The sequence below is a fragment of the Streptomonospora halophila genome (genome assembly GCF_039542725.1).
Lineage (GTDB): Bacteria > Actinomycetota > Actinomycetes > Streptosporangiales > Streptosporangiaceae > Streptomonospora > Streptomonospora halophila.
On the sequence record NZ_BAABIK010000018.1, the window covers coordinates 37,785 to 51,301 of the forward strand.

12 protein-coding genes are annotated in these 13,517 nt (G+C 70.0%); 6 read left to right on the forward strand and 6 right to left on the reverse strand.

Translation table 11 applies throughout. The features are described from left to right. Window positions 1–26: 26 nt before the first annotated feature. The 6 genes from gyrB to dnaA all read right to left on the reverse strand — a co-directional run bounded on the left by gyrB (window position 27) and on the right by dnaA (window position 8,953). Window positions 27–1,964, reverse strand: coding sequence for a DNA topoisomerase (ATP-hydrolyzing) subunit B (gene gyrB / locus ABEA15_RS16025; RefSeq protein WP_344141456.1), 1,938 nt, complete (start codon window positions 1,962–1,964; stop codon window positions 27–29). Window positions 1,965–2,358: 394 nt separating this feature from the next. Further along, the gene (locus tag ABEA15_RS16030; RefSeq protein ID WP_345557243.1) at window positions 2,359–2,850 is read right to left on the reverse strand and encodes a DciA family protein; all 492 of its coding nucleotides are present in this window, start codon (window positions 2,848–2,850) and stop codon (window positions 2,359–2,361) included. Further along, the gene (gene recF, locus ABEA15_RS16035) at window positions 2,843–3,973 is read right to left on the reverse strand and encodes a DNA replication/repair protein RecF (protein WP_345557244.1); all 1,131 of its coding nucleotides are present in this window, start codon (window positions 3,971–3,973) and stop codon (window positions 2,843–2,845) included. Before recF ends, ABEA15_RS16030 begins: the two co-directional genes overlap by 8 nt. 205 nt (window positions 3,974–4,178) lie before the next feature. After that, window positions 4,179–5,081, reverse strand: a complete 903-nt coding sequence (gnd, locus tag ABEA15_RS16040) for a phosphogluconate dehydrogenase (NAD(+)-dependent, decarboxylating) (protein ID WP_345557245.1) — start codon at window positions 5,079–5,081, stop codon at window positions 4,179–4,181. 52 nt (window positions 5,082–5,133) lie between these two features. Then, a complete protein-coding gene (gene dnaN / locus ABEA15_RS16045) occupies window positions 5,134–6,270 on the reverse strand; it encodes a DNA polymerase III subunit beta (RefSeq protein WP_344141450.1) in 1,137 nt (378 codons plus the stop codon). 661 nt (window positions 6,271–6,931) lie between these two features. After that, complete coding sequence (gene dnaA / locus ABEA15_RS16050; RefSeq protein ID WP_425579404.1) at window positions 6,932–8,953, reverse strand: chromosomal replication initiator protein DnaA; 2,022 nt, start codon at window positions 8,951–8,953, stop codon at window positions 6,932–6,934. Between the two features lie 834 nt (window positions 8,954–9,787). Between dnaA and rpmH the strand changes: the two genes are divergently transcribed. The 6 genes from rpmH (at window position 9,788) to rsmG (ending at window position 13,447) form a co-directional block, all read left to right on the forward strand. Continuing rightward, window positions 9,788–9,931, forward strand: coding sequence for a 50S ribosomal protein L34 (gene rpmH / locus ABEA15_RS16055; protein WP_311544463.1), 144 nt, complete (start codon window positions 9,788–9,790; stop codon window positions 9,929–9,931). 215 nt (window positions 9,932–10,146) lie between these two features. Continuing rightward, on the forward strand, window positions 10,147–10,587 hold the full coding sequence (rnpA, locus tag ABEA15_RS16060) for a ribonuclease P protein component (protein WP_344141447.1): 441 nt from the start codon (window positions 10,147–10,149) through the stop codon (window positions 10,585–10,587). Next, window positions 10,584–10,892, forward strand: a complete 309-nt coding sequence (gene yidD, locus ABEA15_RS16065; protein ID WP_344141446.1) for a membrane protein insertion efficiency factor YidD — start codon at window positions 10,584–10,586, stop codon at window positions 10,890–10,892. The genes rnpA and yidD overlap by 4 nt, the downstream gene beginning before the upstream one ends. Window positions 10,893–10,920: 28 nt before the next feature. After that, window positions 10,921–11,856, forward strand: a complete 936-nt coding sequence (gene yidC, locus ABEA15_RS16070; protein ID WP_344141445.1) for a membrane protein insertase YidC — start codon at window positions 10,921–10,923, stop codon at window positions 11,854–11,856. Between the two features lie 134 nt (window positions 11,857–11,990). Beyond that, window positions 11,991–12,491, forward strand: a complete 501-nt coding sequence (locus tag ABEA15_RS16075; RefSeq protein ID WP_345557314.1) for a Jag family protein — start codon at window positions 11,991–11,993, stop codon at window positions 12,489–12,491. Window positions 12,492–12,727: 236 nt separating this feature from the next. Beyond that, window positions 12,728–13,447 carry a 16S rRNA (guanine(527)-N(7))-methyltransferase RsmG gene (gene rsmG / locus ABEA15_RS16080; RefSeq protein ID WP_344141444.1) on the forward strand — a complete coding sequence of 240 codons (720 nt, stop codon included), beginning with the start codon at window positions 12,728–12,730 and terminating at the stop codon, window positions 13,445–13,447. Window positions 13,448–13,517: the final 70 nt, after the last annotated feature.

The following is a 13,517-nucleotide window of genomic DNA, read 5'->3' on the forward strand; positions in this document are numbered from 1 at the left end:
TCGCTGCCGTCGGGATGCGCGAGGAGTCAGATGTCCAGGAAGCGGACGTCCCGGGCGTTGCGCTGGATGAAGGAGCGCCGCGACTCGACGTCCTCGCCCATGAGCACGCTGAACATCTCGTCGGCCTGCGCCGCGTCGTCGAGGTTCACCTGGAGCAGGACCCGGCCCTCGGGGTCCATCGTGGTGTCCCACAGCTCCGTGGCGTTCATCTCGCCGAGGCCCTTGAAGCGCTGCACGAGGTCGCGCGGCCGGGGGTCGCGCTTGCCGGCGGCGATGCCGGCGTTGATCAGCTCGTCGCGCTCGCGGTCGGAGTAGGCGTAGTCGGCGTCCGAGCCGCGCTGGTCCCACTTGATCTTGTACAGGGGAGGCTGTGCGAGGTAGACGTAGCCGGCCTCGATCAGCGGCTTCATGAACCGGAACAGCAGCGTCAGCAGCAGCGTACGGATGTGCTGGCCGTCGACGTCGGCGTCGGCCATCAGGATGATCTTGTGGTACCTCAGCTTGGAGGCGTCGAAGTCGTCGTGGATCCCGGTGCCCAGGGCGGTGATGATCGCCTGGACCTCGTTGTTCTTCAGGATCCGGTCGATGCGGGACTTCTCGACGTTGAGGATCTTGCCGCGGATGGGCAGGATCGCCTGGTAGTGCGGGTCGCGCCCGCCCTTGGCCGAGCCGCCGGCGGAGTCGCCCTCGACGATGTAGACCTCGGACTTCTCCGGCTCGGTGGACTGGCAGTCCGACAGCTTGCCCGGCAGGGAGGTGGACTCCAGCAGGGTCTTGCGCCGGGTGAGGTCGCGCGCCTGGCGAGCGGCGATGCGGGCGCGGGCCGCCTGACTGGCCTTGGTGACGATGTCCTTGGCCTCGCCGGGGTTGCGCTCGAACCAGTCGCGCAGGTGCTCGTGCGTGACGCGCTGCACGAACGACTTGGCCTCGGTGTTGCCGAGCTTGGTCTTGGTCTGCCCCTCGAACTGGGGATCGGCCAGCTTCACCGAGATGATCGCGGTCAGGCCCTCGCGGATGTCGTCGCCGGTGAGGTTGTCGTCCTTCTCCCGCAGGAGCTTTTGCTCGCGCGCGTAGCGGTTGACCACCGAGGTCAGCGCGGTGCGGAAGCCCTCCTCGTGCGTGCCGCCCTCAGCGGTGTTGATGGTGTTGGCGAAGGTGTGCACCGAGGAGGTGAAGGACTGGTTCCACTGCATCGAGATCTCGGCGGAGATCCCCTCGCCCTCCTCCTCGAAACCGATGATGGTGGCGTGGGCGGGGTCCTTCGTCGTGTTGATGTGCGCGACGAAGTCCGAGATGCCGTTCTCGTAGTGGTACGTCTGCACCAGGGGGGTGTCGCCGGTGAACTCCCGCCGCTCGTCGCGGATGGTGATGGACAGCCCCTTGTTCAGGAACGCCATCTCCTGCATGCGCCGCGCGAGGGTCTCGAAGCTGTAGGTCGTGGTCTCGAAGATCGAGTCGTCGGCCCAGAAGGTGGTCTGGGTGCCGGTCTCCGCGGTCTCCTCGTCCCGGGACAGGGGAGCGACCGGGCGGGCCGTGAGGTAGCTCTGCCGCCAGACGCTGCCGTCGCGGCGGATCTCGACCTCCAGGCGGGACGAGAGCGCGTTGACCACGGTGACGCCGACTCCGTGCAGGCCGCCCGAGACCGCGTAGGATTTGCCGTCGAACTTGCCGCCCGCATGCAGCGTGGTGTGGATGACCTCCACGGCGGGACGTTTCTCGACCGGGTGGAGGTCGACGGGCATACCGCGGCCGTTGTCGGCCACCCGCACGCCGCCGTCGTCCTGCAGGGTCACCTCGATGGCGGTCGCGTAGCCCGCGAGCGCCTCGTCGACCGAGTTGTCCACAACCTCGGAGACCATGTGGTGGAGACCGCGCTCACCGGTCGACCCGATGTACATGCCGGGGCGTTTGCGTACCGCCTCGAGCCCTTCAAGAATCGTGATCGCTGAAGCGTCGTAGGCCAAGTGGAAACACCCTCCTGCTGGGGACGCGTCCCGTCCGGTGCCCCCGGGACATGGGGAGGCCAACCGGGCAGCCCGCCACGCAGCGCACGCCGGTACCGTCGGTACCCGCGCCTGGACATCGCGTGCCGCCCCGGTTCCCACCGCCCTCTCCTCTTGGGGCGGGCTATACCGGCGGAAGCGTCCGAAGAACTCCTCCCATGATACCGCGCGCACAGCCGGAAAGTGGCATTCGCGGCGCTGTGCCGCCCGACAACGGGTGAACAGACCGGGACCGGACTCCCTACACGCGGACACCCCCGCCGACAATTCCCCGCGCGGTTCAGCGCCGCTGAGCGGTACCCGCTTCCCCAAGCGGGAGTCAACCGGGCGTGAGCGATCCGTGACCCAGGGCCCCTCAGCGGGCCCGCCGGGGCCCGGGACCGCGGCCGCGCCCCGGCGCCTGGACCTTGATCGAGTGCACGGTCCCGTGGCCCAGCTCCTCGTTGAGCCTGCGCAGCAGGTCGCGCACCATCGCGCGGGCGTGGGCGGCCATGGTCGCCGAGTCCGCGGCGATCACCAGCTCGCCCTCCTCATAGGAGACCGGGCGCAGGTGCTGGGCGTTGTAGTCGCCGACGATCTCGTTCCACCGCCCGAAGACGCCGCCCACCGCGACCTGCTCCTGCCAGCCGTGCTCGGCGAGCCACGCACGCACGGCGTCGCCGAACAGCTGCGGCTCGTTGCGTGAGCGCACGGCCCTGCGGCGCGCCCGCCGGGGCCGCTGTTCGGGAGAGGCGCCGCGCTCGCGGGCGGCGGCCCTGGCCTGGGCCAGCGCCTGGCGCGCCAGGTCGGCACCCGTGGGAGCGGGCGCCTCGCCGGAGGGGGAGGGGACCGGGGTGTCCTCACTCACGTTCGACGCTCCCTTCGGCGACGCGGAAGCGCGCGCCCTGCAGCTCGGGCGGGATGTCCTCGGCGACGGCGGCGCTGACCAGCACCTGCTCGGCGTGGCGGACGTGCTCGGCCAGGCGGCTGCGGCGTTCGGCGTCCAACTCGGCGAAGACGTCGTCGAGCAGCAGGACCGGGTCGTCGCCGTCGGCCCGCAGCAGCTCGAAGCCCGCCAGGCGCAGCGCCAGCGCGTAGGACCAGGACTCGCCCTGGCTGGCGTAGCCCTTGGCCGGCAGCTCGTCCAGGCGCAGGTGGAGGTCATCGCGGTGCGGGCCGACGAGGCTCACGCCGCGCTGCAGCTCCTGGACGCGGTTCTCGGCCAGCGCCTCGCGCAGCATCGCCGCCAGCTGCTCGCGGTCGAGCGGCGGATGCTCGTCGGGCCCGGCCGCCGAGGAGCGGTACTGCAGCACCGGCGGCCCGCCGGCCGTTGTCAGCTCGCCGTAGGCCTTGGCCGCCAGCGGCTGGAGCTCGGCCACCAGGCCCAGGCGCGCGGTGAGCAGCTCGGCCCCCGCCACGGCGAGGTGCTCGTTCCACACCTCCAGTGTGGACAGGTCCGGCTCGCCCCGCTTGAAGAACTGCGCCGACGCGGACTTGAGCAGGGCGTTGCGCTGCTTGAGGACCCGCTCGTAGTCGCTGCGGACGCCCGCCAGCCGCGGTGTGCGGGCCACCAGCAGGTCGTCGAGGAAGCGGCGGCGCTCACCCGGGTCGCCCTTGACGAGCGCGAGGTCCTCCGGCGCGAACAGGACGGTACGCAGCACACCCAGGACCTCCCGGGGCCGGGTGGCCGGTGCCCGGTTCAGCCGCGCGCGGTTCGCCTTGCCCGGGTTGATCTCCAGTTCGACCACGGCCTGCCGGTCGTCCTTGACGATCGCGGCGCGCACGATCGCGCGCTCGGCATCCTTGCGGACCAGCGGCGAGTCGGAGGCCACCCGGTGGCTGCCCAGAGAGGCGACGTAGCCGATCGCCTCGACGAGGTTGGTCTTGCCCTGGCCGTTGGGGCCGACGAAGGTACTGATCCCGGGAGCGAGTTGCAGGTGGACCGACTCGTAGGACCGATAGTCGGCCAGTTGCAGGTGTGAAACGTACATCCGACCTCTCCTGCCTGACCCCCGGGAACCCCGGTGACCGTGCGCACCGTCCCGGTTTCACGTGAAACCGAAGCACGCCCGGCGCTTCCGCTGCGATGGGCCGGGCGAACCGGCCGCCGTTCTCCAGTCAACCGCGCCCCGGCGACTGGTTCGCGGGCTCCTCTGCGCGCCGCCGCGGCGGACCGGAGGGGCGGCGGGGGAGCGGTCAGCTCCGGGGCGTGCGCGCGGGGTCGTCGGCGGCCTTGGTCACCGCGTGCCCGCCGAACTGGTTGCGCAGGGCCGCTACGACCTTCATGGCGGGGCTGTCCTCCTGGCGCGAAGCGAAGCGCGCGAACAGCGCCGCCGAGATCACCGGCGCCGGAACGGCGTGGTCCACGGCCGCCTGCACCGTCCACCGGCCCTCGCCGGAGTCCTGTGCGTAGCCGCGGATGGCTTCGAGTTCGGGGTCCTCGCGCAGGGCGCGCACGAGCAGGTCGAGCAGCCAGGAGCGCACCACGGTGCCTTCGCGCCAGCTGTCGAAGGTGCCCGGGACGTCGTCGACGATGTCGGAGGCCGCCATCAGCTCGTAGCCCTCGGCGAAGGCCTGCATCATGCCGTACTCGATGCCGTTGTGCACCATCTTGACGAAGTGGCCCGCACCCACTCCGCCGGCGTGGACGTAGCCGCCGTCATCGGGGGTCAGCGCGCTGAAGACCGGCTCGGCGCGGGTGACGTCCTTGGGATCGCCGCCCACCATGATCCCGTAACCCTCTTCGCGGCCCCAGACACCGCCGCTGACACCGGCGTCGACGTAGCCGATGCCCATCTCGCGCAGGTCGTCGGCGCGGCGCCGGTCGTCCACGTAGTGGGAGTTGCCCCCCTCGATGACGAGGTCGCCCGGCTCCAGCACCTCGGTGAGGCTGGTGATGGTCTGCAGCGTCGGGGCTCCCGCGGGCACCATCAGCCAGATCGTGCGGGGCGCCTCCAGGCGCTGGGCGAGTTCGGAGAGGCTCGCCACGTCGCGCAACTCGGGGTCGAAGTCGAAGCCCACGACCTCGTGGCCCTTGTCGCGCAGACGACCGGCCATGTTGCCGCCCATCTTGCCGAGGCCGACCATCCCTAGCTGCATGCTCGTGTCTCCCCCAATTCGACCTGCGTCGGTGTGTGCGTGCTGCCCGGTGTCAACCCGACAGCCGGACCGGCATGATCAGGTACCGGTAGTCGGCGGCGGCCTCCTCGTCGGCGGGCTTGCCCGTGATGATGGCGGGCTTGGTGGAGGTCGTGAACTGGAGCCGGGCGACGTCGGAGTCGATGGCCGAAAGGCCGTCGAGCAGGAACGCGGAGTTGAAGGCGATCTGGACCTCGTCGCCCTCCATGGAGGCGTCCAGCGCCTCGACCGCCTGCGCCTCGTCGCCGGTGCCGGCCTCCAGCACCACCTGGCCCTCGCTGAAGGCCAGGCGCAGCGGGGTGTTGCGTTCGGCGACCAGGGAGACGCGCTTGACCGCCTCGATGAACTCGGCGCGCTGGACCTCGGCGACGGAGTTGAACGAGTCCGGCAGCAAGGCGCGGTACTTGGGGAACTCGCCGTCGAGCAGGCGGGTGGTGGTGCGGCGGCCGCCGCCCTCGAAGCCGATCATCCCCTCGCCGCTCTCGGCGTTGGACAGCGCGATCGAGACCTCGGCGCCTCCGGTCAGCGACTTGGCGGTGTCGGCCAGGGTCTTGGCCGGGACCAGGGCGACGGCGGAGACGTCGGGGTTCTCGGGCTTCCAGGCGAGCTCGCGCACCGCGAGGCGGTAGCGGTCGGTCGAGGCCAGCGTGACGGTGCCGCCCTCGATCTCGACCCGCACGCCGGTGAGCATCGGCAGCGTGTCGTCGCGCCCGGCGGCGACGGCGACCTGGCCGACGGCCGCCGCGAAGGCGTCGCTGCCGACCGATCCGGTCAGCTCGGGCATCGCCGGCAGGGACGGGTAGTCCTCCACAGGCAGGGTCAGCAGTGTGAACTTCGCGCTGCCGCAGGAGACCACGACCTTGGCGCCGTCGGTGCTGATCTCCACAGTCTGTGGAGGCAGGTTCCGCGTGATCTCGGCGAGCAGGCGCCCGGAGACCAGGGTGGTGCCCGCCTCCTCGGCGTCGATGTCCACCGACACCTGCGCGGAGACCTCGTAGTCGAAGCTGGAGAGCTTCAGCCGGCCGCCCTCGTCGGCTGTGGCGTCGAGCAGCATGCCGGCCAGCACCGGCACCGACGGCCGGACCGGCAGGCTGCGGGCGGTCCAGGCGACGGCGTCGGCCAGTACGTCGCGTTCGACCCGGAACTTCACTATCCGACTCACTTTCCTCGAAACCAGGGGTCCCTGTGAGTGCTGGGGGCGGTGTCGCGGCGGTGGCACCGGTCGCGTCACGGGGACGGGTTCACACGGTACCCGGATTCGCCCCCGCCCGCTGCCCACCACACCCGATCGGCGACGGGCTCGGGAGCCGGGCGGGGCGGAGCGGGCGACCGTCCACAGTTTGGGGCCGCAGCTGATTTACCAAGGCACGAGACATGTATATGGGGCGTCGTAGTAGTAGGGGCTGTGGAAAGTGTGGACAACCATTGTCGCCGCAGGTCATCCCCGCGATTTTTATCCACCGGCCCTGTGGGCGACGCTTGGGGAGAACTCGGCTCGCTGTGGACGGTTTCCGGCCCTGCACAACGCGTCCCCAAGTTATCCACGGCCGATCCACAGGTTTTCCACCGGCTGCGCACAGGGGCGGGGGATGGCCGGAGACCCCGGCGCACCCGGCGCCCACAGCTCATCCCCAGACCGTCCCCAGGTTGTCCACCGGATCGGGGCGGTTATCCGCAGGCTTATCCACTGGTTTTCCACAGACAATCCGGACTACTTGGGGATAACTTCGATGAGACCCCCGTGAAATCGGCGCGCAGAAAAATTCCACTGCCGGCTCCGGCCCCGCAGCCGCCCGGCGGCGCGCGGCCGGCTATCCGTTGCGCGACTGCTGCTTGATCCGGTTGGTCAACTCGGTCACCTGGTTGTAGATGGACCGGCGCTCGGCCATGAGCGAGCGGATCTTGCGGTCGGCGTGCATCACCGTGGTGTGGTCGCGGCCGAACTGCTGGCCGATCTTGGGCAGCGAGAGGTCGGTCAGTTCGCGGCAGAGGTACATCGCGATCTGCCGGGCGGTGACCAGCACGCGCGAGCGGGAGGTTCCGCACAGGTCCTCGGTACTCAGCCCGAAGTACGAGGCGGTCTGGGCCATGATCGCCGATGCGGTGATCTCGGGGCCCTCGTCGTCGGGGATCAGGTCCTTGAGCACGATCCCGGTCAGGTGCAGGTCCACCGACTGCCGGTTGAGGCTCGCGAACGCGGTGACGCGGATCAGCGCCCCCTCCAGTTCGCGGATGTTCGTGGAGATCTTGCTGGCGATGAACTCCAGCACCTCGGGGGGTGCGGCGAGGCCCTCCTGGGCGGCCTTCTTGCGCAGGATGGCGATGCGTGTCTCCAACTCCGGCGGCTGGACGTCGGTTATCAGCCCCCACTCGAAGCGGTTGCGCAGCCGGTCCTCCAGCGTTACCAGCTGCTTGGGCGGGCGGTCGCTGGAGATCACGATCTGCTTGTTGGAGTTGTGCAGCGTGTTGAAGGTGTGGAAGAACTCCTCCTGCGTCTGCTCCTTATTCTCCAGGAACTGGATGTCGTCGACGAGCAGGACGTCGATGTCGCGGTAGCGCCGGCGGAAGCCGTCGGCCTTGCCGTCGCGGATGGAGTTGATGAACTCGTTGGTGAACTCCTCCGAGCTCACGTAGCGCACCCGGGCGCCGTCGTAGAGGCGCTGGGAGTAGTGGCCGATGGCGTGCAGCAGGTGGGTCTTGCCCAGCCCGGAACCGCCGTAGATGAACAGCGGGTTGTAGGCCTTGGCCGGGGCCTCGGCCACCGCGACCGCCGCCGCGTGGGCGAACCGGTTGGAGGAGCCGATCACGAAGGTGTCGAAGGTGTACTTGGGGTTCAGCCGCGCGGGCTCGGCCGAGGTGTGCGGCTGGTTGCCCCCCGAGGTGTCGGGTGCGGCGGGCGCCGGGGGCGGGGGAGCGGTGCCCTGGCCGCCGCCCCCGGTGTCGGCACCCCGGGCCTCGGCGGGCGGCGCGTGCGCGTCGTCGCCGGGCCGGTGCGCGGGAGCCGGGCGCTCCCACTGGTCGCGGTGGTCGCGGTGCTGCCAGGCCGGGGAGTCCGCGGCGGCCGGCTGCTGCCAGGTTCCCGGGGCCTCGCGGTGCGGGGCGTCCCAGGAAGGGGTCTCCCAGCGGTTGGGCGCGTCCCATTCGGGGCCGGAGGGCTGCTGGGGGCGGCCGCCCTGCTGGTCGTGGTCGGGCTGGGGAGCAGAGGCCGGGTACTCGGGTGCGCCGGGCCCGCCCCGCGGCGCGAGGAGGTCGTCGCCCCCGGAGTAGGCGGGCGCAGCGGGCTCGGGGCGCGGGGGCTCGGGCGGCGGATAGGCGCCGGGCTGCTGCGGCCGCTGCTCACCGCGTGCGGGCGGGCCGTAGTTGCCGGGTTGGCCGTGCTGCGCGTGCCGGCCGGAGGGGTCCTGCCCGGGCTGGCCGAACTGGCCGTCGGGAACCTCTTCGGTGGCGGCCGGGGAACCCGGCAGATCCTCGGGGACGATGGCCGACTGCTGCCAGGGCGAGGGCCCGGGAGCCGGTGCCGCGGTCCCCGCAGCGGGGTCGGGCGCGGGCGAGCCGTAGCCGCCGGCGGAAGGCGCGGCGGGGGGAGCGGGCTGGACGGCGGTGGGATCGACCGTGACCGCGACGCGGATCTCCCGGCCCAGCTCACTGGAGAGCGCCTGGCTGATGGCCGGGCGCAGGCGGGTCTCCAGCACCTCCTTGGCGAACTCGTTGGGAGCGGCCAGCAGCGCCGTGTCCTCGATCAGTCCGAGCGGGCGGGTCTGCGGCAGCCAGGCGCGCTGCTGCGGGGGGAGAGTGCTGTTGTCGAGGCTGTTCAGCACGCTCGGCCACACCATTGCGAGGTTGACCTGTGCCTCAGACAAGGTGACCTGCCATGGTTCGTCCCCTTCTCACTGGTCTCCTCAATGCGCCGTAGGGCCGTGTCCGGTGATCGTCCTCAGGTGCCCTCAGCCGAGCCCGGGGTCCCATTGTCCCGGTTCTGTGGACGGCGGTGGGACCGTGCCGAGCGGCGAGCGGGAGGCGGCGTCCTGTGGGTAACCTGCGGTGGTTCTGTGGATCGGTTGTGTATGGGAGAGCGCGGGGCGGCAGAGACCGGATCGCCCCCGGTGCGGTGTGCTTCCACAGCTTCAGGGCAGGATCCACATGTTGTACACGTGCTTTTACACAGCTTGTCAGACGCGGTCCACGAGAGTGGAGTTATCCACAATCCGCAGATCAGTGGGGTTGCAGCACGTGCACGCAGGCTGTGGACGCCGCTCGGGGAGGCGTGCCGGCACAGTCGGCTGCCGCTCGCGCGTTTTCCACAGCTTAGGGGCGGCTCCCCAGGATGCACAGCTTGTGGAGATCGTGTCGGCCCGGTTGTCCACAGGTTTGGGAAAACCGGGCTGCGGACCTGCGGATGTGCGCGTCGTCGCTGGTGGCCGCGGTGATCGATTTGACCGGTGCAGGAGGGGCCCGTATCTTCGATATGCTTAGGTCGCTATCGGTCTGCGCTTGCGGCAGTGTCGCGGCGCATCGATCCGGCGGCCTGCGGCGCCGTCGGCCCGCCCTCGCCGAAGGGCCTTGTGCGGACCTTCGCAACACCCTTCGGCGCCGGAGAGCGCAGACACCGTGCCCCGCTGCCGTGGGGCAGCCGTAGTACTTCGATTACACGCCCCTGGAGCCCTGCAGTGAGCAAGCGTACGTTTCAGCCGAACAACCGGCGCCGCGCCAAGGTTCATGGTTTCCGGCTGCGCATGCGGACCCGTGCCGGACGCGCGATCATCGCAGCGCGCCGCAAGAAGGGGCGCGCGCAGCTGACCGTGCGCCACTAGCGGCCACGGTCGACCGATCGACCTGCGGGCCGGCTGTCCCCTGCGGCAGCCGGCCTTCGTTGTGCGTTAGGGGCTGTTCGACGGGGCCGCCCGCAGTCGGCGGCCCCGTCGAACAGCCCCGCACCCGACGCGCCGAGCACCTGCGCTGTTCGGGGCCCGGCGCCGCAGGACGGCGATCGTTCAGTCACGCCCGAAGCCCGCCGAGGAACGTTCCGATGTTGTCGCCCCAGAACCGAATGCGCCGCAGTGCCGAGTTCACGGCCGTGCTGCGGTCCGGTCGGCGCGCCGGCCGCGAGGCGCTCAGCGTCGCCTACCTGGCGCCCTCGCCCGAGGCGCGGGAGTCCGGGGCGCCGCCGCGCGTGGGGTTCGCCGTCGGCAGGTCCGTCGGAAACGCCGTGGTGCGCAAGCGTGTCCAGCGCCGCCTCCGCCACCTGATGCGGGCGCGGCTCGCGCTTCTTCCTGCGGGTAGCCTGCTAGTAGTGCGGGCCAAACCCCTGTCCGCGTCCCTGGGATACGACACGCTGGCCGCGCAGCTCGACGGTGCCATCACCGCGGCGATGCGCCCCCGCAAGAACGCGACACGCCGTCGCAGGGGGCCTGACGCCCCGCACGCATCGGAGAAGACGCGCGACGGCGGGGATCTGGCGGATTCATGACCGAGGAGATACCGAGCCGAGCGGCGCGAGCGCTGGTGGTGCCCATCCGCGGCTACCAGCGGTTCATCAGTCCGATCCTGCCCCCTGTCTGCCGCTTCTATCCCTCGTGCAGCGCCTACGCCGTTGAAGCGCTCCACGTGCACGGCGCACCGCGCGGCCTGTGGCTCGCTGCGCGCAGGATCGCCCGCTGCCACCCGTTCCATCCCGGCGGACTCGACCCCGTGCCCCCGCGCAAGGGTGCCGCCGGGCAGGAGGACGCGCCGATCGTCGAACCGGGCACCGCACCGGAACCACCGGGGCAGTAGCCGAACCGAAGGAAGAGGGAGTTGGCCGGTGCTGGACTGGCTTTACAACATTGTCGGCTGGGTGCTGATCCAGATCCACTCCGGGCTGACGACTATCGGACTCAACCCCGATAGCGGCTGGGCATGGGGCCTGTCCATCGTCACGCTGACGGTCCTCATGCGGCTGATCATGGTCCCGCTGTTCGTCAAGCAGATGCAGACGCAGCGCAAGGTCCAGGAGATGCAGCCGCAGCTGATGAAGGTGCGGGAGCGCTACAAGAACGACAAGCAGCGCCTCCAGCAGGAGCAGATGAAGCTCTACCAGGAGAGCGGCACCAACCCCCTGATGGGCTGCCTCCCCCTGCTGCTGCAGATGCCGGTGTTCTTCGCGCTGTTCAACGTGCTGCGCAACGTCGCCCAGGGCAAGGCGCAGTACGGATTCACCCCGGACCTCGTCGAGAGCGCCCAGAACGCGGCGATCTTCCACGCACCGCTGGCCGCGCAGTTCCTGATGAGCAACCAGGAGCTGGAGGGCTACGGGGCCAACCCCATCATCGCCAAGGCCGTGATCGTCGTCGCCTGCGTGATCATGGGCGGCACGACCTTCCTGACGATGCGCCAGAGCATGAAGCGCAGCACGGTGCAGATGCCCGACAACCCCATGGCGCAGTCGCAGAAGATCATGATGTACCTGGCGCCGGCCTTCGGCCTCTTCGGTCTGGGCATGCCGATCGGTGTGCTGATCTACTGGGTGACCTCCAACGTGTGGACCATGGGCCAGCAGCACTTCCTCTACCGCAAGCCCGCCGAGGGCAGCGCCGAGAGCTCCGCGGACGCCGCCAAGACCGCCTCGCCCAACGGTTCCGCGAAAGGCCTTCTCGGCAAGCGCAAAGAGAGCGCGCCAGAACCGGTCGAAGAGCCTAAGATCGAGCGTAGGCAGCCGAGGAAGCAGTCGCGGGCCAAGCGCACCGGCGGCAAGGGCTAGGACCATCGGGTGAAGGGTCGCGCAGGCCTATCAAGCCCTGGAAGCGCGTCTCCCGCACCCGCACAGACGTTAGGAGACAGTTCGCTGTGAGCAACGGCAACGAGGACGGGGCGGACGAGCGCGGCAGCGTGGCCGTGGCGGATGCGCCGGAGAACGAGGACGAGGCCGTCGTCGACGTCGCCGCCCTGGAGCGCGAGGGCGACATCGCGGCCGACTACATCGAGGGCCTGCTGGACATCGCCGACTTCGACGGCGACATCGACATGGACGTCGAGGGCGACCGCGCGCTGGTGTCGGTCGTGGGCGCGACGCTCGACGAGCTCATCGGCGACAACGGCGAGGTGCTGGAAGCGCTGCAGGAGCTGACCCGCCTGGCCGTGCACCGGTCGACCGGCAACCGCAGCCGCCTGATGCTCGACATCGGCGGCTTCCGCGACTCCCGGCGCAAGGCCCTCTCGCGGGTCGGTGCCGACGCCGTCGAGGCGGTCAGGAAGTCGGGCGAGGTCAAGCCGCTGGAACCGATGACGCCGTTCGAGCGGAAAGTCGTGCACGACGCCGTCGCGGCGGCGGGACTGCGCAGCGAGTCCGAGGGCGAGGAGCCCAACCGCTACGTGGTGGTCTACCCGGCCGGCTGACCCCGCGGTGCGGCCGCTCCATCGGCGAAGATCCGCTGCGACCGCTCGGACCCGGCCACGACGGCGGATACGGATCTCTACCGCTTCGGTTTCACGTGAAACATAACGTCCGCGCAGGCGCCCCTCACGCATAGGATCGTGGGGGGCGCTTCTGTATCTACTTCCTTGGATATTTCTGTCCATGTCGACCTGTCGATTGATCGCTGACCGGTCTGAAAGGGTCAAGGTGGTGACTGATGGCCTCGGGTGCTGAGGGGATGGTGGCACCGCCCGAACATGCGAAAGACCTGTTCGGCGACACACTCCCGCTCGTGGCCCGGTACGCGGACCTCCTCGCTCACGCCGGAGTTGAACGAGGGCTGATCGGCCCGCGTGAGGTTCCCCGCCTGTGGGAGCGGCATCTGATGAACTGCGCCGTGATCGAGGAGCTGGTCCCGGAGGGAGCGGACGTCGTCGACATCGGTTCGGGCGCCGGTCTTCCCGGAGTGGTACTGGGTATTCTGCGCCCAGACCTGACGGTGACTCTCCTGGAGCCGCTGCTGCGGAGGACCGTCTTCCTGCGCGAGTGCATCGACTATCTCGAACTCCCCAACGTGCAGGTGCGACGTGGACGGGCAGAGGAGATGCGCTCGGAGGTCCGGGCCGACATCGCCACGGCCCGGGCGGTCGCGCCGCTCGCCCGGCTGGGCGTGTGGGCGCTGCCCCTGCTCCGCAAAGGTGGCAGCCTGCTCGCCCTCAAGGGGGAGCAAGCGGAGAGTGAACTTGAGGAAGCGCGCAGGGATTTGTCGGCACAACGCCCATGCGTTGCTGATGTGATCCGGGTTGGGCGCGGTAAAGTCGAACCCGCTACCACGGTTGTTCGCGTGACTGTCACATCTGAGAGCGGTCACTCCAGCGCGTCCAAGGCGCGGCGCTCCTCAGGTGGCTCCAGGAAGAAGCGCGGACGGAAGAGGTGAAGTCATTCGTGCCCCAGAACCAGACCGACGGCGCCTATGTTTCACATGAAACGCCTCGCTGGGAGGACCA

Excerpts from the sequence above, each read along its gene's own strand:
- recF (WP_345557244.1), bottom strand. The coding sequence starts at position 3,973 with ATGTACGTTTCACACCTGCAACTGGCCGACTATCGGTCCTACGAGTCG.
- gnd (WP_345557245.1), bottom strand. The coding sequence starts at position 5,081 with ATGCAGCTAGGGATGGTCGGCCTCGGCAAGATGGGCGGCAACATGGCC.
- dnaA (WP_425579404.1), bottom strand. The coding sequence starts at position 8,953 with ATGGTGTGGCCGAGCGTGCTGAACAGCCTCGACAACAGCACTCTCCCC.
- rnpA (WP_344141447.1), top strand. The coding sequence starts at position 10,147 with ATGTTGTCGCCCCAGAACCGAATGCGCCGCAGTGCCGAGTTCACGGCC.
- yidD (WP_344141446.1), top strand. The coding sequence starts at position 10,584 with ATGACCGAGGAGATACCGAGCCGAGCGGCGCGAGCGCTGGTGGTGCCC.
- rsmG (WP_344141444.1), top strand. The coding sequence starts at position 12,728 with ATGGCCTCGGGTGCTGAGGGGATGGTGGCACCGCCCGAACATGCGAAA.